This window comes from Claveliimonas monacensis (assembly GCF_014982975.1).
Classification (GTDB): Bacteria; Bacillota; Clostridia; order Lachnospirales; family Lachnospiraceae; genus Claveliimonas; species Claveliimonas monacensis.
On sequence record NZ_JADCKL010000003.1, the window covers coordinates 60,804 to 81,146 of the forward strand.

Annotated in this window: 17 protein-coding genes; 14 read left to right on the top strand and 3 right to left on the bottom strand. The window is 54.7% G+C overall.

Annotation, left to right across the window (positions count from 1 at the left end):
* Window positions 1-84 precede the first annotated feature (84 nt).
* The 5 genes from lon (at window position 85) to INF30_RS05935 (ending at window position 8,791) form a co-directional block, all read left to right on the top strand.
* Entirely contained in the window at window positions 85-2,427 is a 2,343-nt protein-coding gene (lon, locus tag INF30_RS05915; RefSeq protein WP_226394537.1) for an endopeptidase La, read from the top strand.
* Between the two features lie 15 nt (window positions 2,428-2,442).
* Complete coding sequence (gene yihA, locus INF30_RS05920; RefSeq protein ID WP_226394538.1) at window positions 2,443-3,045, top strand: ribosome biogenesis GTP-binding protein YihA/YsxC; 603 nt, start codon at window positions 2,443-2,445, stop codon at window positions 3,043-3,045.
* 21 nt (window positions 3,046-3,066) lie between these two features.
* Window positions 3,067-4,257, top strand: coding sequence for a sporulation integral membrane protein YtvI (gene ytvI, locus INF30_RS05925; RefSeq protein WP_087175201.1), 1,191 nt, complete (start codon window positions 3,067-3,069; stop codon window positions 4,255-4,257).
* Between the two features lie 122 nt (window positions 4,258-4,379).
* Window positions 4,380-7,031, top strand: a complete 2,652-nt coding sequence (locus INF30_RS05930; protein ID WP_226394539.1) for a heavy metal translocating P-type ATPase — start codon at window positions 4,380-4,382, stop codon at window positions 7,029-7,031.
* Window positions 7,032-7,108: 77 nt separating this feature from the next.
* Window positions 7,109-8,791, top strand: a complete 1,683-nt coding sequence (locus INF30_RS05935) for an AAA family ATPase (RefSeq protein ID WP_226394540.1) — start codon at window positions 7,109-7,111, stop codon at window positions 8,789-8,791.
* A 148-nt stretch (window positions 8,792-8,939) separates the two neighbouring features.
* On the opposite strand, the gene INF30_RS05940 is transcribed toward INF30_RS05935, so the two are convergent.
* Window positions 8,940-9,452, bottom strand: coding sequence for a ferritin (locus tag INF30_RS05940; RefSeq protein WP_087175204.1), 513 nt, complete (start codon window positions 9,450-9,452; stop codon window positions 8,940-8,942).
* A 238-nt stretch (window positions 9,453-9,690) separates the two neighbouring features.
* Between INF30_RS05940 and INF30_RS05945 the strand changes: the two genes are divergently transcribed.
* The 3 genes from INF30_RS05945 (at window position 9,691) to INF30_RS05955 (ending at window position 12,284) form a co-directional block, all read left to right on the top strand.
* Window positions 9,691-10,893 carry a class I SAM-dependent rRNA methyltransferase gene (locus tag INF30_RS05945; protein WP_226394541.1) on the top strand — a complete coding sequence of 401 codons (1,203 nt, stop codon included), beginning with the start codon at window positions 9,691-9,693 and terminating at the stop codon, window positions 10,891-10,893.
* Between the two features lie 112 nt (window positions 10,894-11,005).
* Window positions 11,006-11,575 carry a hypothetical protein gene (locus INF30_RS05950; RefSeq protein ID WP_226394542.1) on the top strand — a complete coding sequence of 190 codons (570 nt, stop codon included), beginning with the start codon at window positions 11,006-11,008 and terminating at the stop codon, window positions 11,573-11,575.
* A gap of 22 nt (window positions 11,576-11,597) precedes the next feature.
* A complete protein-coding gene (locus INF30_RS05955; protein ID WP_226394543.1) occupies window positions 11,598-12,284 on the top strand; it encodes an alpha/beta fold hydrolase in 687 nt (228 codons plus the stop codon).
* Window positions 12,285-12,300: 16 nt separating this feature from the next.
* Here INF30_RS05955 and INF30_RS05960 read toward each other — a convergent pair whose 3' ends face one another.
* Together INF30_RS05960 and INF30_RS05965 are read right to left on the bottom strand one after the other, a co-directional pair.
* Window positions 12,301-13,242, bottom strand: coding sequence for a radical SAM protein (locus tag INF30_RS05960; RefSeq protein ID WP_226394544.1), 942 nt, complete (start codon window positions 13,240-13,242; stop codon window positions 12,301-12,303).
* Window positions 13,235-13,984: an acyl-[acyl-carrier-protein] thioesterase gene (locus INF30_RS05965; protein ID WP_226394545.1), complete on the bottom strand. Its 750-nt coding sequence runs from the start codon at window positions 13,982-13,984 to the stop codon at window positions 13,235-13,237. Before INF30_RS05965 ends, INF30_RS05960 begins: the two co-directional genes overlap by 8 nt.
* A 168-nt stretch (window positions 13,985-14,152) precedes the next feature.
* Between INF30_RS05965 and INF30_RS05970 the strand changes: the two genes are divergently transcribed.
* From INF30_RS05970 to INF30_RS05995, 6 genes are all read left to right on the top strand, one after another.
* The gene (locus INF30_RS05970) at window positions 14,153-15,313 is read left to right on the top strand and encodes an aminotransferase class V-fold PLP-dependent enzyme (RefSeq protein ID WP_226394546.1); all 1,161 of its coding nucleotides are present in this window, start codon (window positions 14,153-14,155) and stop codon (window positions 15,311-15,313) included.
* A gap of 174 nt (window positions 15,314-15,487) precedes the next feature.
* Complete coding sequence (locus tag INF30_RS05975) at window positions 15,488-16,762, top strand: double-cubane-cluster-containing anaerobic reductase (RefSeq protein ID WP_076776657.1); 1,275 nt, start codon at window positions 15,488-15,490, stop codon at window positions 16,760-16,762.
* A gap of 1 nt (window position 16,763) precedes the next feature.
* Window positions 16,764-17,024: a DUF3343 domain-containing protein gene (locus tag INF30_RS05980; protein ID WP_076776658.1), complete on the top strand. Its 261-nt coding sequence runs from the start codon at window positions 16,764-16,766 to the stop codon at window positions 17,022-17,024.
* 46 nt (window positions 17,025-17,070) lie between these two features.
* Window positions 17,071-17,850 (top strand): acyl-CoA dehydratase activase, encoded by a 780-nt coding sequence (locus tag INF30_RS05985; RefSeq protein ID WP_076780737.1) that lies wholly within the window; start codon window positions 17,071-17,073, stop codon window positions 17,848-17,850.
* Window positions 17,851-17,877: 27 nt separating this feature from the next.
* Window positions 17,878-19,029: a double-cubane-cluster-containing anaerobic reductase gene (locus INF30_RS05990; protein ID WP_076776659.1), complete on the top strand. Its 1,152-nt coding sequence runs from the start codon at window positions 17,878-17,880 to the stop codon at window positions 19,027-19,029.
* Between the two features lie 133 nt (window positions 19,030-19,162).
* Window positions 19,163-20,269, top strand: coding sequence for a sulfurtransferase (locus tag INF30_RS05995; protein WP_226394547.1), 1,107 nt, complete (start codon window positions 19,163-19,165; stop codon window positions 20,267-20,269).
* Window positions 20,270-20,343: the final 74 nt, after the last annotated feature.

Here is a 20,343-nt window from a genome sequence, read left to right on the forward strand (position 1 = left end):
CAGAGCATGAGCGGGGCGGGTGCAAGTATGATTGCGCCCGCCTCTTTTAAAAAACTGAGAGAATACAGGACAGGAGCAGATAAAATGACTGAGAGAGAAGTAAGAAGCCTTCCCATGGTAGCCCTCCGGGGTATGACTGTGATGCCTGAGATGGTGACCCATTTTGACGTCAGCAGGGAGCGGTCCATCGAGGCGATCGAGGAGGCCATGCAGGAGGAAGGACAGAAGATTTTTCTGACTGCACAGAAAGATATAGAAGTGGAAGAGCCGACAGCGGAGGATCTGTACCAGGTGGGAACCATTGCGTCCATCCGGCAGATCATCAAGCTGCCCAGGAATCTTCTACGGGTGTTGATCTCCGGCGAGGAGAGGGCGGTCATCAATACCGTGGAGTTTGAGACTCCCTATATGCGGGCAAACGTGACCGTGCTGCCGGACACCGGTGAGGAGGCGCTGGATGCGTCGGCAGACCAGGTAAGCCAGGAGGCCATGACAAGAGGATTGAAGGAGATCTACGGGGAGTACGCCGGGCGGCTGCCCAAGTATCCCAAGGACATGCTGAAGCAGGTGCAGGAGTACACAGACCTGGCCAAAGTAGTGGACTGGATCGCAGCCAATGTGCCGCTGGAGCAGAAAGATCTGCAGGAGCTTCTGGAGGAGACAGACCTTCTGAAGCGGTATCAGCTGCTGGCATTTAAACTGGTGAATGAGATGCAGATCATGAACATCAAGGAAGAGATCCAGACAAAGGTGCGGGAGAGAGTGGACCAGAACCAGAGGGAATATATCCTGCGGGAGCAGCTGAAACTGATCCGGGAGGAGCTGGGAGAGGAGAACACCATCTCCGACGCAGAGGAGTTCCAGGCAGCTGCAGACAAGCTGCAGGCCTCTGACGAGGTGAAGGAGAAGCTGCAAAAGGAGATAGGCCGTTTCAAGAGCTCCCTGAACAGTCCGGCTGAGAACGGTGTGATCCGGACATACATTGAGACGATGCTGGAGATGCCCTGGGATAAGGCTACGGAGGACCATAAGGATATAGTCTACGCCAAGCAGGTGCTGGAGGAAGACCATTATGGCTTGGAGCAGGTGAAGGAGAGGGTGCTGGAATTTCTGGCTGTGCGCGCTCTCACAAGAAAGGGAGAGAGCCCCATCCTCTGCCTGGTAGGCCCTCCGGGAACCGGCAAGACATCCATTGCCAGGTCCCTGGCCCGGGCGCTTAAGAAGCCCTACGTCCGCATTTCTCTTGGAGGAGTCCGGGATGAGGCGGAGATCCGGGGACACAGAAAGACATACGTGGGCGCTATGCCGGGGCGCATCGCGGCAGGCATCCGCAGCGCCGGTGTAAAAAATCCGCTCATGCTGCTGGATGAGATTGACAAGGTGAGCAATGACTACAAGGGAGATACATTCTCCGCTCTTCTGGAGGTGCTGGACAGCGAGCAGAATTACCGCTTCCGGGACCACTATCTGGAAGTGCCGCTGGATCTCTCGGAAGTGCTTTTCGTGACCACGGCCAACACTCTGCAGACTATCCCGCGGCCTCTGCTGGACCGCATGGAAGTCATTGAGGTGTCCAGCTACACAGAGAACGAGAAGCTCCACATCGCCATGGAGCACCTGATTCCCAAGCAGCTTGACCGCCACGGACTGAAAGAGGACCAGCTCTCCATCAGCAGGGGAGCTGTCTGGAAGATGGCCCGGAATTACACAAAAGAGGCCGGCGTGCGCCAGCTGGAGCGGGAGATCGGAAACATCTGCCGGAAGGCGGCCAAGGAAATCCTGGAGGAGAAAAAGAAGAAGGTCCGGGTGACAGAGGGAAATCTGCACAAGTATCTGGGAAAAGAGAAGTATACATACCAGAAAGCCAATCTGACAGACGAGGTGGGCATTGTGCGGGGACTTGCCTGGACAAGCGTGGGAGGCGACACCCTGCAGATCGAGGTCAATGTGATGCCCGGAAAAGGAGAGCTGATCCTCACCGGACAGCTTGGGGACGTGATGAAAGAGTCCGCGCGCACCGGTATCAGCTATATCCGCTCTGTCGGCAGTACATACGGCATTGAGGAGGATTTCTTTGAGAAGCATGACCTCCACATCCACATACCGGAGGGTGCGGTTCCCAAGGATGGTCCTTCAGCCGGCATCACCATGGCCACGGCCATGCTCTCCGCTGTCACCGGACGGAAGGTCCGGGCGGATGTGGCTATGACAGGGGAGATCACCCTGCGGGGAAGGGTCCTGCCCATCGGAGGGCTGAAGGAGAAGCTGCTGGCTGCAGGAAGTGCAGGCATGAAGACAGTCCTTGTCCCGAAGGAGAATGAGAAGGATGTGGAAGAGCTCTCCTCAGAGATCACAAAAGGCCTGGAGATCATCCCTGTGTCCCATATGGAACAGGTACTTGAGGAAGCGTTTGTAAAAGAAAAGTAAACAGGGGTAGAGACTATGATCATAAAAAATATCAATCTGGAAACCGTGTGCGGCATTACAAGCAAACTTCCGGAGAACGATAAGCCGGAGATCGCGTTTGCAGGGAAGTCCAATGTGGGGAAATCCTCCCTCATCAATGCGCTTATGAACCGGAAGTCCTTCGCCCGGATCTCGGCCACGCCGGGAAAGACCCAGACCATCAATTTCTACAATATCAACGATGCGCTGTATCTGGTGGATCTCCCGGGATACGGCTACGCGAAAGTGTCCCAGCAGGAGAAAGAAAAATGGGGAAAGATGATCGAGAGATATCTCCACAGCTCCAAGCAGCTGCGGGCGGTCTTTCTCCTCATTGACATACGCCATGAGCCGTCAGCAAATGACAAGATGATGTACGACTGGGTGGTAAGCCAGGGTTACAATCCCATTATCATTGCGACAAAGCAGGATAAGCTCAAGAGGAGCCAGATAGACAAGCATGTCAAGATGCTCCGGCAGGGACTGAAGCTGGTGCCGGGGACAAGAATCATCCCCTTCTCTTCTGTGACAAAGCAGGGAAGGGACGAGATATGGGAGCTTGTGGAGACAGAGCTTCTCGACAGGGAAAAGGAAGAATAAAGGGTAAGAGAGGTGGAGAAAATGGGGAGAAATGAAGGGACTGCCGCAAAGGATAACAGGCCTTATTGGAAAGTGATCGTCAGCCTGGCCTTCAGTCTGGTCGGGACAATCCTATTTATCTATGTGGGCGTGAAGGCGCTGTTCTATTTCATGCCCTTTGTGATAGGCTGGTTCCTGTCTTTTATTGCCAGCCCGCTTGTGGTTTTTCTTGAAAAGAGGCTGAAGATCATCAAAAAGCTGGGGTCCGCCATCATCATCATAGCCGTGCTGGCAGCCTGTATCGGGCTGATCTACCTGGCAGTCAGCAGGATATGGGGAGAGGTCAGCTCTCTGATACAGGATTTCCCGTCCATGTACAGGGACCTGGAGAAGGGCTTTCGTCAGATCGGGGAGAGGACCTCCCAGATTTTTGCGCTTCTTCCGGGAAATGTGCAGGAGGGACTGAATACCTTTGCCGCCAATCTGGATGAGACCATGAGCGGCATTATCAGCAGCATCAGTGAGCCAACGGTGGCGGCGGCGGGGAATTTTGCCAAGCGCATCCCCTCTATCCTGATCTCCTTTATCGTCACCATCATCTCCGCCTATTTCTTCATTGCTGACAGAGAAAATATCATCCTGTGGGCCAAGAAGATTTTTCCCAAGCCTATCGTGGAGAGGATGACCATGGTGACAGACAACCTGAAGTATGCGGTGGGCGGGTATTTTAAGGCTCAGTTCAAGATCATGGCTGTCGTGTTCGCAATACTCCTGGTGGGCTTTGGGATCATGGGCGTGCATTTTTCCGTCCTGCTGGCCATTGGCATCGCTTTTTTGGATTTCCTGCCCTTCTTCGGGACAGGCACCGCTCTTCTGCCATGGGCGCTCTATGAGCTCCTGACCGGCGACTACAGGCGGGTGGTAGCTCTGGCGGTGCTGTACGCAGTGACACAGCTTGTCCGTCAGCTGATCCAGCCCAAGCTGGTGGGGGACAGCATGGGGCTCAATCCTCTGTTTACCCTGGTGCTTCTGTACGCGGGGTACCGGGCCGGAGGCATCCTGTGGATGATCCTGGCCGTGCCCATCGGTCTTCTCGTCGTCAACCTGTATAAAGCGGGGGCCTTTGACTATATACTGGATGATGTGAGGATCCTGGCGGATGGCGTGCTGAGCCTGCGCCGACCGGAGCCGGCCGGGCCTGCCGAAGAGAAAGAGTCTGAAGACGGTAAATGAGAATGTTTTTCGAAAAAATGTGGAAAAGATATTGCAATACACCGTACCGGGGTATATAATAGCACTGAAATACCAATAGGGGGTATAAAGACATCGTTCGAGGAAAGTAGGTGACCCTGGTAATGAAGAAAGAAAAATATAACGTCACCGGTATGACCTGCGCAGCCTGTCAGGCAAATGTAACCCGGTGTGTACAGAAGCTGGATGGGGTGGAGGAAGTCAATGTCAACCTCCTGTCAGGCCAGATGACAGTAGATTACGATGAGACGAAGCTGGACAGCGCCGCCATCGCCCGGGCGGTGGAGGGGATCGGCTACGGGGCGTCCTCTGCAGACGCGCCGTCTGACACAAAGAGCGGTGGTTTCAGAAGTGAGTGGGAAGATCGCCAGAGCAGAGCCCGGGAGGAGCAGCATAGCATGAAGGTGCGCCTTGTGGCCTCCATCGTCCTGCTGATCCCGCTGATGTATGTGGCCATGGGCTCCATGATGGGCCTGCCTGTGCCGGGGATCCTGACCGGCATGGAGAACGCCATGATCTCAGCCCTGACGCAGCTCATCCTGACCGTGCCCATCCTGGTGCTGAACCGTAAATTTTACAAGGTGGGACTGAAAGCTCTGGTAAAGCAGGCCCCCAATATGGACTCCCTGGTGGCTATCGGATCTGGTGCTTCCCTCATATACGGCCTCTTTGCCATGTACCGCATGGCCTGGGGCTTCGGACACCAGAACATGGCGGTGGTCCACGAGTATGCCCATGCTCTGTACTTTGAGTCCTCCGCTATGATCCTGACCCTTGTGACTGTGGGGAAATACCTGGAGGCAAGGTCCAGGTCAAAGACCTCTGACGCCCTCGGAAAGCTGGTGGACTTAGCTCCCAAGACAGCGGTTATCATCAAAAACAGCCAGGAAGTGACCGTGCCTGCCGAGCAGGTGGCGGCCGGAGACATTGTGGTCATCCGGCCGGGAGAAAGTATCCCGGTGGACGGCGTTGTGACAGAGGGAGCCGGCTATGTGGACCAGGCTGCCATCACCGGTGAGAGTATCCCGGTGGAAAAGATGCCCGGGGATACGGTCATCTCTGCAACGATCAACAAGAACGGTACTTTCCGGTTCCGGGCTTCCAAGGTGGGGGAGGACACCACCCTCTCCCAGATCATCCGCCTTGTGGACGAGGCGGGCAACTCAAAGGCGCCCATCGCCAGGCTGGCGGACAAGGTCAGCGGCATCTTTGTGCCGGTGGTCATCGGCATCGCCATCCTGACAGCCATCGTGTGGATCGTGGCAGGACAGGACTTTGAGTTCGCCCTGTCCAATGCCATTGCAGTGCTTGTCATCTCCTGCCCCTGCGCCCTGGGCCTTGCCACCCCGGTGGCTATCATGGTGGGTACCGGAAAGGCGGCGGAGTACGGCATCCTCATCAAGTCGGCGGAGAGCCTGGAAAATCTCCACTCCATCGACACAGTTATCCTGGATAAGACCGGCACCATCACTTCCGGGCACCCGGAGGTGACAGACATAGAGGTCCTGGACCCCTCCATGAGCCCGGAGGAGTTCCTGGCCCAGGCGGCTGCCCTGGAGGCGGGGAGTGAACATCCCTTGGCCCAGGCGGTGCTGGAGAAGGCGAAGGGAGACGGTGTATCCTCAGTTCAGGCAGAGGATTTCCAGGCCCGGACGGGGCGGGGTGTGTCAGCCCGGATTTCCGGAAAGACCTGGCTGGCCGGCAACCTGGCCTTTATGGAAGAAGAAAAGGCAATGGGACCTGAGCAGGAGACGGCTTTGGTGAGAGAGAAGATGGGGCAGTATGCGTCCCAGGGGAAAACGCCGCTCCTCTTTGTGCGGGACGGACAGGCCGCGGGCATCATCGCGGTGGCTGACACGGTCCGGGAAACAAGCCGGGCGGCCATCCGGAAATTTAAAGAGATGGGCCTTACTGTGGTCATGCTGACAGGTGACAACAAAGTGACGGCAGAGGCTATCCGAAAGGAGCTGGACATTGCGGAGGCGGTGTCCGACGTGCTTCCCACAGAGAAGGAGGCCTGCGTCCGCTCCTGGCAGGAAAAGGGGCATAAGGTGGCCATGGTGGGAGACGGCATCAACGACGCCCCGGCCCTCACAAGGGCGGATATTGGCATTGCCATCGGAGCCGGCACGGACATTGCCATTGACTCGGCAGACGTGGTGCTGATGAAGGACTCCTTACAGGATGTGGTGACAGCCATTGAACTGAGCAGAGCAGTCGTGCGGAATATTCACATGAACCTGTTCTGGGCATTTTTCTACAACATCCTCGGCATCCCGGTGGCGGCGGGAGCCCTGTTCCCGGCCTTTGGCCTGCGCCTAAGCCCTATGATCGGCTCCGCGGCCATGAGCCTCTCCTCCGTGTGCGTGGTGACCAACGCGCTGCGGCTGCGGTTCTTCAAGCCGGCCCCGGGAGACCAGGCAGACGGGCCGGAGAAAGCGGAGAAAGACGCAGAGAAAACAGACTCCATGACAGAGAACATTCCGGGAGACTCCGGTGTGGATAGAAAAGAAGAGCAAGAAGAGAAAGGAATGGTAACGATGAAAAAGACACTGGTAGTAGAAGGTATGATGTGTGAGCACTGCAAGATGCATGTGGAGAAAGCCCTGGCGGGCGTGGCAGGCGTGGACAGCGCCCAGGTGGACCTGGAGAAGAAGACAGCCACTGTCTCCATGGCAGAGGACGTGGCTGACCAGGTGCTGATGGACGCGGTGAAGGAAGCCGGATATGAGCCGGTGAGCTGCACAGCCCAGTAGAGGAAGTATTTTATGAATTGCGCCTCCCTTTTGGATGTAGTAGAATGGAACTATATCCGGAAGGGAGGCGTTTTGTCATGACATGGAGCCCGCTGCCTGTCGGGGTGGATGATTTTGAAAAGCTGAGAAAAGAACAGTATTACTATATCGATAAAACTCTTTTTATAAAGGATTTGCTGGACATGAAGGGAGAGGTCAATCTCTTTACCCGTCCGAGGCGCTTTGGGAAGACGCTGAACATGAGTATGCTGCGGTGTTTCTTTGAAAAGGATATGCCGGGGCAGGCAGAGCTGTTCCGCGGCCTTCAGATCATGGAGGCGGGGGAGCGCTACCTGGCTTTCATGGGGAGATATCCGGTCATCAGCCTTTCGCTTAAATCCATGAAGCAGCCGTCCTGTGAGCTGTCCTTTGAGATGCTGAAAAAGGAAGTGGGCAGCGAGTTTGCCAGACACTGGCGGCAGGTGGAGGAGAGCGGAAAGCTGACACAGGCTCAGAAGGAGAGATACCTTCGCATAAGGGATTTGAGAGGGGTGGAGAGCGATTATGCAGACGCCCTTAAATTCCTCTCAGAGTGTCTGCGCATTTCAGAGGGTGAGAGGACGGTCATTCTCATAGATGAGTACGACGTGCCTCTGGAAAATGCCTATTTTGCCGGATTTTACGAGAAAATGACCGGCATTATACGCTCCCTGTTCGAGTCGGCCCTGAAGACCAATGACAATCTGGCGTTTGCCGTGGTGACGGGGTGCCTGAGGATCAGCCGGGAAAGCATTTTTACCGGGCTGAATAACCTGGAGATCAATTCTATCACGACGGCCCTCTACGGGGAAAACTTTGGCTTCACACAGCCGGAGGTGGAAGCGCTCTTGTCCTTCTATGGGCTGGAGGAAAATCTGGACACCGTGCAGCAGTGGTATGACGGCTACAAGTTTGGCAATGCGGAGGTGTATAATCCGTGGAGTGTGATCAGCTATGTCAAGTCCTGCTGCGGGGACAGACAGGCTCTCCCCAGGCCCTACTGGTCCAACACCAGTTCCAACAGCATTGTGCGCTCCCTTGTGGAGAGGGCGGACCTCTCCGTCAAGCAGGAGATAGAGGCGCTGATAGAGGGGAAGACGATCACCAAGCCCATCCATGAGGATATCACCTATGAAGACATAGACTCTACCCAGGAAAATCTGTGGAATTTTCTCTTTTTTACCGGTTACCTGAAGAAGATCAGCGAATACCAGGAGGGGGAAAATATCTACATTGAGATGGCCATTCCCAACAGGGAGGTCCGCTATATTTACAAGACGACAGTCCTGCGGTGGTTTGAGGAAAAGACAGATAAAAAAGAGCTGACGCCCCTCTATGAGAGCATCCTGGAGGGAGATACAGACAGGATGTCCCGGATCCTGTCCGAAAATCTGATGGAGACGATCAGCTTCTACGACTACCAGGAGAGCTATTACCATGGCTTCCTTGCGGGAATGCTGAAAAATATCGGAAGCTATATTGTCCTGTCCAACCGGGAGTCGGGAAATGGAAGGCCGGACATCCTGCTGAAGTATCCAAGCGTGAGAGGGAAGGCGGTCATATTGGAAATCAAGGTGGCCGACACCTTTTCCGGGCTTGAGGAAAAATGCGACGAGGCTCTCAGGCAGATCGAGGAGCAGGAGTATGAGGAGTCACTGCGCCAGGAGGGATACCAGGATATCCTGAAATACGGAGTGGCGTTCTACAGGAAGGAATGTATGGTAAAAAGGGCAGTAGAGTAAGAGAAAGAACATAGCCCCGGCAGACAATAGAAAATCAGACGGCGCAGACCCTTCCGGAAGGAAAGGCTGCGCCGTCTGTCATTCTATACGGCTTGTCTCTCATGTATGCAGGTGCCGCCACTGGCTTGGGTTCCCGCCGCAGGACTTATTACAGTACCAGTGAGGGAGCCGCGTAGGTGCGTCCGCCCAGCTCCTGGTCCAGCATATAGAGGCTCTTGGCATCGTCCCCGAAGAGCTCCATCTTTTTGATCAGGTCGCTTGCATTTGTCTCCTCCTCGCCCTGCTCCTTTACGAACCAGTCCAGGAACTGCATGGTGCGGAAGTCCTTCACCTCGTAGGCAGCCTCATAGATGTTGTGGATGAGGCCGGTCACATACTGCTCGTGGGCGTATCCTGCCTTGAGAGCGTCCATTTTCTCCTTCAGCTCGGCGTCCGGCTTGTCGATGGCTTCCAGAGTGACGGGCACGTCATTGTTCTGCATATACTGGATAAAGAGCATGGCATGGTCCCTCTCCTCCTGAGCCTGCACATTGTACCAGTTGGCAAATCCGTCCAGCCCCAGCTCCTTATAGAAATTGGAAAAACTCAGGTACAGGTAGGCAGAATAGAATTCCTTGTTTACCTGCTCGTTTAACAGCTTTGCAACTTTTTCGTTTAACATGTAACGCATCTCCTTTTGTATCCGCATCTCCCGCAGGGGAAGCTGCTGTATTTTCCGCCTATAAGTATAGCTCTGTCAGTCGGAAAACTCAAGCCCGGATATGCCTGTCTCCCAGGCATATTTTTGACATGCGCGCCTCTGATACAGAGTGAAAAAGGCGGGAAAATATGGTATGATGACATGGACAGAAAAAGGAGTACAGGTCCAAGTATAAGACAGAGAGTATAGGAGAAAAGATATGAGTTTAGCATTAGCAGTACTGAAAAAGGGAGAAGGGCGCACGCTGAAGGCGGGAGGCGCCTGGATTTTTGACAATGAGATAGACAGCGTGACAGGAGCCTTTGAGAACGGGGATGTTGTGATGGTCCATGACTTTGACGGCTATCCCATGGGACGGGGCTTTATCAATATGCACTCCAAAATACGCATCCGGATGCTGACGAGAAACCCGGACCAGGAGATCGATGAGGAGTTTTTCCGGGAACGCCTGCGGGATGCCTGGGAGTACCGGAAAAAGACGGTGGACACAGGAAGCTGCCGGATCGTCTTCGGAGAGGCGGATTTCCTTCCGGGGCTGGTGGTGGACAAGTTTTCGGACGTGCTCGTCTTCCAGTGTCTGGCTCTTGGGATGGACAGGTACAAGGAAAAGCTTCTCTTTATGCTGAAGGAGCTCCTGGCAGAGGACGGCGTTGAGGTCCGGGGCATCTACGAGAGGAGCGATGCAAAGGAGAGAGAAAAAGAGGGCATGAGGAAGACAAAGGGCTTTCTCGGTGAACCCTTTGACACCTTTGTCCATATTGAGGAGAATGGAGTCAAATACATCGTGGACGTAAAGGACGGGCAGAAGACCGGATTTTTCCTGGATCAGAAATACAATCGGCTGGCCATCCAGAAGCTGTGCCGGGGCGCTCGGGTGCTGGACTGCTTTACCCATACAGGCTCCTTTGCCCTGAACGCGGGGGTCGCCGGGGCAAAGAGCGTCCTGGGGGTGGACGCCTCCGGCCTTGCGGTGGCCCAGGCCCGGGAGAACGCAGCCCTCAACGGGCTCTCAGACCGGGTGGAGTTCCGGGAGGCGGACGTGTTTGACCTGCTCCCCTCCCTGCTGGAGAAAGAGGAGCAGTACGATGTGGTGATCCTGGATCCGCCGGCCTTCACAAAGTCCAGGAATTCCATCAAAAATGCGGTGAAGGGCTACCGGGAGATCAACATCCGGGGCATGAAGCTGGTCCGGGACGGTGGCTTTCTGGCCACCTGCTCCTGCTCCCATTTTATGGATTTTGAACTGTTCACAAAGACCATACGGGAGGCGGCCAGAAGCGCCCACGTGCGCCTCAGGCAGGTGGAGTTCCGGACCCAGGCGCCGGACCACCCCATCCTGTGGGCGGCGGATGAGAGCTATTATCTGAAGTTCTATATTTTCCAGGTGTGTAAGGAGAGGTAAGCGGCTTGAAAAGCCGGCCTTTCGAGTGCGGACAGGAACGAGTTCTCCGATGCTGATGACCCATACGTTCAATCCTTGCATATACTGGTAAAAAAAGAAAAGAGTTTTTGTCATGAGATGTAAAAAAGGATGTGCACAGAAGAACTGCCCGTGCTGCCGTCCGGGCCCTCCCGGCCCACAGGGACCGGCGGGGCCGCAGGGAGAACCCGGCCCACAGGGACCGGCAGGGCCGCAGGGAGAACCCGGTCCTCAGGGGCCGGCAGGAGGGACGGATAACCTTCTGAGCGCCTTTGCCACGCCCCCGCAGCTGGGAACTCCGGGGATGCCGCTTGTTTTTGACAGGAACGGTGCCGTCCTGGGCGATGCGGTCGTCCACGGGCAGAACAGCCCGGATATCGCCATCCGGCAGCCGGGCACCTACTATGTCTCCTTTCATGGGGCAGTCACCCCGGGGTCGGGCGCTGCCTTCCCCCTGAGCGTGAGATTGTTCCTCACTTCCCAGGGAACAGAGGTGGCCGGGGCTTCAGCCGTTCACACCTTTACCGCCCCGGGGACCACGGCCGGGATGTCATTTTCCCAGATCTTGGATGTATCTTCGGCCCCTGTGGTGCTTCAGGTGAACAGCGAAGGAGGAGGCTTCATTTACGGTGAAGTCAATATATGTGTGATAAAGCTTTATTAAAAGCACAGAAAGGAATTTGCTTATGATACACCTGTACTATACAGAAAAAGGCCAGGGCAAACCCCTCATCCTCCTCCACGGAAACGGGGAGGACAGCAGCTATTTTGACCGCCAGATGGACTATTTCTCGCAGACGCGGCGGGTCATCGCGGTGGACACAAGAGGACACGGCAGGTCGCCCCGGGGAACCGCGCCCTTTACCATCCGCCAGTTTGCCGAGGACCTGCGGGGATTTATGGAGGAGATGGGAATCGATAAGGCGGACCTCCTGGGATTTTCAGACGGGGGAAATATCGCTCTCATCTTTGCCCTGCGGTATCCGGGAAAAGTGGACCGCCTCATCCTGAACGGAGCCAACCTGTGGTCAGGGGGAGTGAAGCCATCGGTCCAGATACCCATTATCCTGGGGTACTATATAGCCAACTTTTTCGGTCATTTCAGCGGGAAGGCCAGAGCCAATGCGGAGCTGCTGCGGCTTATGGTGAAGGACCCCGATATAAAAGCGGAGGAGCTTCGGAGCATCCAGAGTCCCACTCTTGTAATCGCGGGAGAGAGGGATATGATACGGGAGGAGCACACCAGGCTGATCGCGGCGGAGATACCGGGGGCAGAGCTGAGCATCATCCCGGGAGACCACTTTATCGCGGCGGGCAACCCGGAGGGCTTCAACCGGGAGGTGGACCGGTTCCTGCGGGAGACATTTTCATAGGAGAGCTTGCCTGTTTTTACAGCCCCTCCAGGTCAAAGGGAGGGGTGTACTCTTCCCTGGCGCTGGACCGCTCCTGCATATAGCCTGCGTCCAGCCCCAGCTCCAGGGCCACCTCCAGCACCTTCCCGTACTCGTAGGAGGTGAGACGCCGGTTGATCTCCGGGTGCTCCGATGCCTTGAAAAAGGGTGTGTACTGGCTCAGGAGGCTTAGGAGAAAGCTGTCTTTCGGAAGATTTTCCGCCATCCAGCCAAGCAGGCGGGTGGACTCCTCCCTCTGGCCCGGGAGGACCATGTGCCGTATGAGAGTGCCCCGGACTAATAGCCCGTTTTTGTCAAAGACAGGCTTTCCGGTCTGCCGGATCATTTCCCCCACAGCCTTGGAGGCGTGCCGGAAGTAATCCGGTGCGCCGGAATATTTTTTTGCCCTGTGGGAAGAAAAATATTTGAGGTCCGGCAGATATACGTCCACATATCCCTCCAGCATCCGCAGCGTCTCCATCTTCTCGTAGCCGCCGCAGTTGTAGATGATTGGAATGTGCAGCTTCGGGCGCACCCTGTCCAGGACCGGCAGGATGGAGGGAAGGAACTGGGTGGCGGTGATGAGGTCGATGTTTCCGGCACCTTTGTCCTGCAGCTCAAGAAAGATTTCTCCCAGCCGGTCCGGGGAGAGGACCTTTCCCACCTCCCCCTGGCTGATGGGATAGTTCTGGCAGTAGCAGCATTTCAGGGTGCAGCCGGAGAAGAAGACAGCGCCGCTTCCGCTTTCCCCGCTGATACAGGGCTCCTCCCAGAAGTGTAGGGCCGCGCGGGCGGCCCGGATTTCGGGGCCGCAGCCGCAGATGCCGGGATGGACATACCGATCAGCATGACACATGCGGGGACAGAGGGTGCAGTCACGGTAAAGTTCACTGAGATCAGGGACGGAGGCCGCACCAGAGGAGGTCAGGGGACTACGCATGGCCGCCGTCCTCCTCCCTGAAGGTGATGCTGGCCTGGACTGCCAGTGTCCCGTCCTCCTTCACGCCTGCCAGGAGAAAATCTTCTTCCCTCCTTGCGCGCCAGATGGAGATGCGCTCCTTTTCAAAGCACTGCCGCAGATAGTGTATCTCGAAGTCCGTGATCTGTTTCCCTGCATGGAAATCCAGGTCAAAGGCGTTGAGAAAGAGGGGAATATACTTCTGGTTGTTCATGTGTCCGCTCTTGTCAAGGTCTGTGTATCGGACAGTGTGGGTATAGCAGCGCTCCATGCCATCAATAGTTCTTGGGAAACGCTGGAAAGCAGGAAGATCCAGGGGTGTCCTCTCGTCGGTGTCCGTGGGATAGCTGATGGCCTCCGGCGTGCAGATCTTTCCGGCTTTAAGATCGCACAGACAGCTTTCCACCCGCCCTTTGGCCAGGAGCTCATTGCCATTGGAGACAGTGAAGGCCTGGTGGAAGCGGATCGAAGGCTTTGGATTTTCCACCCAGGAGGCCAGCTTAAGGGGAGAGTCGTAGTCTGCCCTCCTCTCGATGTGGAGCCTGTATTTTGTAAAAACCCAGCAGATGCCGTAGGTCTCCGGCAGGGTGTCGTTGCCTTTGCCAAGCGCATGCATGTAGGCGGTCACTGCGTCCTGGAAATATTCAAAATAGCCGTTTGCTCCTATGAGGCCGGTGTGGTCGGACTCACGGAACTGGGGAAAATATTCTTTTTCGTGGATCATGGAAATAACCTCCTGTCCTGAATTTGTCTTGTCTTTCTATTATAGCCTTTTGCATAGAATGACAAAAGTATTTTTCGCAGAAAAGAGGAGCGAAGAAGTACCTTGCAGGGAGGGAGAGGAAAGACATATAATGAGTACATAGCTCAAACGAAAAGGAGGCAGGGGAACATGGGAGAAGAAAAGGCCAAGATCTATTTTGACAATGGGAGCACTTCCTGGCCCAAGGCGCCGGGAGTGGCGGAGGCGGTGGGGCGCCTCCTCACAGAGGGAGCCTTCAATATCAACCGGGGAAACTATGAGGGAGCTTACGAGGTGGAAGCGGCGGTGCTGGACACAAGGGAACAGCTGGCCCGGCTTTTCCATGCGGAAAACTCCCGGCGGGTCATCTTCACACCGGGGATCACCCACTCCCTGAATTATTTTATCCGGGGATTTTTAAAAAGAGGGGACCATGTGCTTGTCACCGGGATGGAGCACAATGCGGTCATGCGCCCTCTGCGGTGTATGGAGAAGGAGGGAGTTACCTGGGAGTGCATCCCCACGGACAGAGAGGGAAATGTGCGCTCCGCTGACGTGGAGGGGATGATCCGGAAGAACACAAGGGCGGTCATTGTCCTCCATGCATCGAATGTATGTGGCACCATTGTCCCGGTGGAGGAGATCGGGCGGATCTGCCGGGAGAGGGGTGTGTTCTTTGTGGTGGATACGGCCCAGAGCGCGGGAACCATCCCCCTGGATATGGAGGAGGCCTGCGTGGATTTCCTGGCTTTTACAGGTCACAAGGGGCTGCTGGGTCCCCAGGGGGTGGGAGGATTTCTTATCTCCGACAGCCTGGATGAGCAGATGGAGCCCCTCATCGCAGGCGGCACGGGCAGCATCTCTGATAGTCTGGATATGCCCCGCACTCTGCCGGATAAGTACGAGAGCGGTACCGTGAACCTGCCTGGTATCATTGGACTTCACGCGGCTCTCTCCTACATCGAGGAGACGGGGCTGGATGTGATCCACAAAAAGAAGATGGAGCTGACAGAGCATTTCCTCGAGGAAGTGAAGAAGATCCCCGCTGTCCGCATTGTGGGAAGACAGGGGACAGAAGGCCGGGTGGCAGTGGTCTCTCTGGACTTTGAGGGGCGGGATAATGCCCTGGCCGCCTTTGAGCTGGAACAGCAGTACGGTATTATGACGCGGGTAGGCCTTCACTGTGCGCCTATGGCCCACAGGGCTCTCGGTACATTCCCGGGGGGAACGGTCCGGTTCGCCTTCAGCGCCGCCAACACAGAGGAAGAGGTGGATCGCTGTGCTGCGGCCCTGCACAGCATGCTGGACTGAGGAGTCAGATGAAAGGTACACACATACTAATAGAAAAAAACTATATATAAAAAGATACATTATAAAAAACAATAGCAAACCTCGCTCTTGCGATTGTCCGGAAATTGTAAACGTGTTACGGTTATAAAAGGACAATTCTGAAAATATCAGATACACAAGAGGAGGTTTTTTATTATGGCTGATTACAGAAAAATGTGGGAAGATCTTGGCATGGATGTTGATACGCACGACCAGCTCTGCGAAGTGCTGCCCCAGGCCTTCGGCGATGTATATCTCTCCCAGGAGAACAGGCCCGAGTCCATGGATTACTACAATTTTGTAGTGGCGGAGATCCACGGTGTGCGGCCGGCAGAGCTCATCGAGCACCAGAAAAAAGGCGGAAAAGTGTTTGGAACTTTCTGCGTGTATGTGCCGGATGAGATCGTGTTTGCGGCAGATGCCATTGCCACAGGTTTATGCGGCGGTTCCCAGTTCTGGGTGCCGGGAGGAGAGAAGGTTCTCCCCACAAATACATGCCCTCTCATCAAGGCCTCCGTAGGCGCAAGGCTTGACCGGACCTGCCCCTTCTTCCGGATTGCGGATATGTATGTAGGAGAGACGACCTGTGACGGCAAGAAGAAAGCCTGGGAGATCCTGGCTGAGGACGTGCCGGTGCATGTCATGGATCTGCCCCAGATGAAGAGAGAGAAGGATGTCTGTTCCTGGGCGGATGAGATCCGTACCTTCAAAAAAGTGGTGGAGGACTTCACAGGAAATGAGATCACTGCGGAGAAACTGGCAGCCAGCATCCATATGATCAACAACAAGAGAAAGGCACTGGAGAGGCTTTACGCCTTCAGAAAGAACGACAAACTGCCCATCAGCGGAAAGGACGTGCTCCTTATCTCCCAGATTGCCTTCTATGACGATCCCACAAGATTTGCGGAGATGACAAACAAGCTCTGTGATGAGCTGGAGCAGAGAGTGGCAGACGGCATCAGTGTCTTCCCGGAGGGAACAAAGAGGATCATGCTTACCGGCACACCGCTGGCCATCCCCAACTGGAAGATCCACAACCTGGTGGAGACAAGCGGCGGCGCTGTAGTCTGTGAGGAGATGTGTACGGGAACACGGTACTTTGAGCGTCTGGTGGATGAGACAAAGACGACCGTGGACGAGCAGATCGACGCCCTGGCGGAGAGATATATGGGCATCAACTGCGCATGCTTCACACCGAACCACGGCAGGATCGACGATATCATCCGCCTGGCTAAAGAGTACAAGGTGGACGGCGTCATTGATGTGAATCTGAAATTCTGCAGCCTCTACGATGTGGAAGGCTACACAGTGGAGAGAGAACTTCAGAAAGCAGGCATCCCGGTTCTCGGCATTGAGACAGACTATGTGGACAGTGATGCGCAGCAGCTCCGCACAAGGATCAGCGCTTTTATAGAGATGCTGGGGGCATAAAATGAAAGAGATACAGCATTATGTGCTTTTCCCGAACCATGACAATGGAATGCGGCTGTATAAAAAACTGAAAGAGCAGGGGGTGAAGGCCGTCATTGCGCCGACACCCCGGAGCGCCAGCAAATGCTGCGGGATCTCCCTTCTTGTCAGGGAGGAGGATATAGAAAAGATCCGCTGCTGCGTGCAGGAGAACAGCATAGAGATCCTGGATATCGTGACAGTGGAAAAAGATGTAAATCCGGGGCGGGACCGGTACTGCTGACAAGAGAAACAGGCCTTTGACAGAGGTGGAAAGGATAACAGGTAAAATGGATTACATAGGCATTGACATAGGCTCCACAGCAGCCAAGGTAGTGGCCAGAGGAGACCATGAGATGGAGTTTGCGCTCCCCACAGGCTGGAGCAGCAAGGAGACGGCGAACATCATAAAGGAGAGACTGGCAGGAGATGGCATTGATGTGACCGGTGATGGGGCAAAAGTAGTGGCCACAGGCTATGGAAGGATCGCCGTGGAATACGCGGACTACGTCATCACGGAAATCACCTGCCACGCCAGGGGCGGACGGGAGATGGGAAGCGATGACTGCGCCGTTATCGACGTGGGAGGACAGGACACGAAGGTGATCCTCATCAGCCACGGCGTTGTGCAGGACTTCCTCATGAATGATAAATGCTCCGCGGGTACAGGGAAATTCCTGGAGATCATGGCAAACCGTCTGGGCGTGGATCTACATGAGCTATTTGACATGGCGGAAGGAGGAGAGACGCTCTCCATCAGTTCCCTGTGTACCGTGTTTGCCGAGTCAGAGGTGATCAACTATATCGGCGAGGGCCGCAGAAGAGAGGACATCGCCGCAGGAGTGGTGGACTCTGTGGCTGCCAAGGTGGCTCAGCTTGCCATGAGGAAAAATCTGCCGGATCAGATCATTCTGACAGGAGGTCTCTCTGATAGCAGATATTTTGCAAAGATCCTGTCAGAGAAGATCGGAAAAACAATATCCCCCACAGACAGGGGAAGATATGCAGGAGCCCTGGGGGCATCGCTGCTGGCTGAGGAGAAGACAAAGCGGGCGGCCGCAAAACTGTAGACAAAGAGAGAAAAGGAGAAGAAAGACATGGAATTAGTGAAAGATCTGCCAGAAGTGTTTGAGGAATTTGCAGAACAGAGGAAAAATTCTTTCCTCGGCATGAAGAAACTGAAAGAGCAGGGCATACCGGTGGTGGGCGCTTACTGCACATACTTCCCACAGGAAATCGCTATGGCCATGGGAGCGGCCACAGTGGGACTTTGCTCCACATCGGATGAGACCATCCCGGATGCAGAGAGGGATCTGCCGAAGAACTTATGTCCCCTTATCAAGTCCAGCTACGGATTTGCAAAGACAGAGAAATGTCCCTTCTTCTATTTCTCCGACGTGGTAGTGGGAGAGACCACCTGCGATGGAAAAAAGAAGATGTACGAGTACATGTCAGAGTTTAAAGATGTATTTGTCATGGATCTTCCCAACACCCAGAGCCCGGCGGCCCTGGAACTATGGAAAGGCGAGATCATCCGCTTTAAGGAATATCTGGAGAAGAAGTTTGACGTGACCATCACGGAGGATGATATCCGGGAAGCCATCCACACCAACAATGAAGTCAAGTTATCCCTGAAGGGACTCTACGAGCTGATGCGCAATGACCCGGCGCCCATCACAGGACATGACCTTTTCAAGGTTCTGTACGGAAGTACTTTCAAGTTTGACAGAAAGGCCATCCCGGCCGAGGTGGACGCCCTTGTGGAGAAGATCAAAAAGGAGTATGCGGAAGGAAAAATGCTGGAGAAAAAGCCCCGCATCCTCATTACAGGATGTCCGGTAGGCGGAGCCACAGAGAAGATCATTGACGCTGTGGAGAGCAACGGAGGCGTGGTTGTCACATTTGAAAACTGTAATGGAGCCAAATCCATCGACAAGCTGGTGGACGAGGAGGAGCCGGATGTATACGAGGCACTGGCAAGAAGATATCTGAACATCGGATGCTCTGTCATGACACCCAACCCCAACAGGCTGGAGCTCCTTGGCAGACTCATCGACGAGTACAAGGTGGACGGTGTTGTGGAGATGACGCTGCAGGCCTGCCACACATACAATGTGGAGGCGTTTGGCATCCGGAAATTTGTGAATGAGGAGAAAGGCCTTCCCTACATCAATGTGGAGACCGACTACTCCCAGGCAGATATCGGCCAGCTCAACACAAGGATCGCTGCATTTTTAGAGATGCTGTAAGGTTATAGACAAAATCAATAAATAGGCTTATATATCCATCTAATTTATTGGACGGAGCCGGGGTGAATGTATATAATAGGTAAGGATATAAAAAGGTAAGGTATTGCCAGTTTATAAGGAGGTTTACAGTACTATGAAAAAGAGAGCGTTAGCTGCGCTTCTTTGTGTGACCATGACAGCGGCTATGCTGGCAGGATGCGGCTCAGGATCTTCCTCTGAGGAGGAGACAACACAGGAGTCCACAGAGGAAACCACGGAAGAGAGCACAGAAGACGTGGAAGTGGAGCCGGTGGAGACAAGAACCGTGTATGTGACACCCCAGTGGGTAAACAGTGCGCTGAACGGAGAGCAGGAGGGATATGAGGATATCCTGATCGCAGAGGTAGGCTACGGTGATGTGGCTGACTGTGTATCCTACAACGAGGGACATGTTCCGGGCGCTATCTATGTGGATAACTGCGAAGTGGAAGACGCCACAGGAAGCGAGGAAGGTGCATACAACCTTCTGGCAGCAGACGAAGTAGTTTCAAATATGCTGAACCACGGTATCACAAAGGATACAAAGGTGGTTCTCTACGGAGCTGACGTCAGCGGTACAGCAAGACAGGCATTTGCCTATCTGTGGGCAGGCGTTGAGGATGTAAAGATCATCAACGGCGGCATTGACGCATGGACAGAGGCAGGATACGATACAGAGACAGACGTAAACGAAGGTGAGGCGGCAGATGACTTCGGCGTAGAGGCTCCCGCACATCCGGAGTACCGTCTGGACATCCAGGATGCAAAAGAGAAGCTGGAGAGCGATGACAACTTCCGGCTTGTCAGCATCCGCAGCGAGGAAGAGTGGCTTGGCGAGTCCAGCGGATACAACTACATGGACAAGGCAGGCGAGCCGGAAGGCGCAGTATGGGGCAAGGGCTCCGAGACATCTTCTGATGTAAACGGATTCCTCAATGACGATGGGACAGTGAAGGATCTGGCAGGATTCGAAGAGGTGTGGGCTGACTGTGACTTCACACTGGACAATGAGCTTTCCTTCTACTGCGGTACAGGCTGGAGAGCATGTGTTCCTTTCCTTGTTCTTTACGAGAACGGCTACGACAACATTTCTGTATATGACGGTGGATGGTATGAGTGGCTGATGCATGATGATTATCCGGTACAGGTAGGCGATCCTGCAAGTGAGGACTGCGTACACACAACAGTAGGAGAGCTTCCAACCGGTAAGGCTGCTGAATAAGCACAAGCGAATCAATAAGGCGTTGCCGTTTTACCGCGGCAGCGCTTTTTATAACATGGGGTGGATTGCAGAGC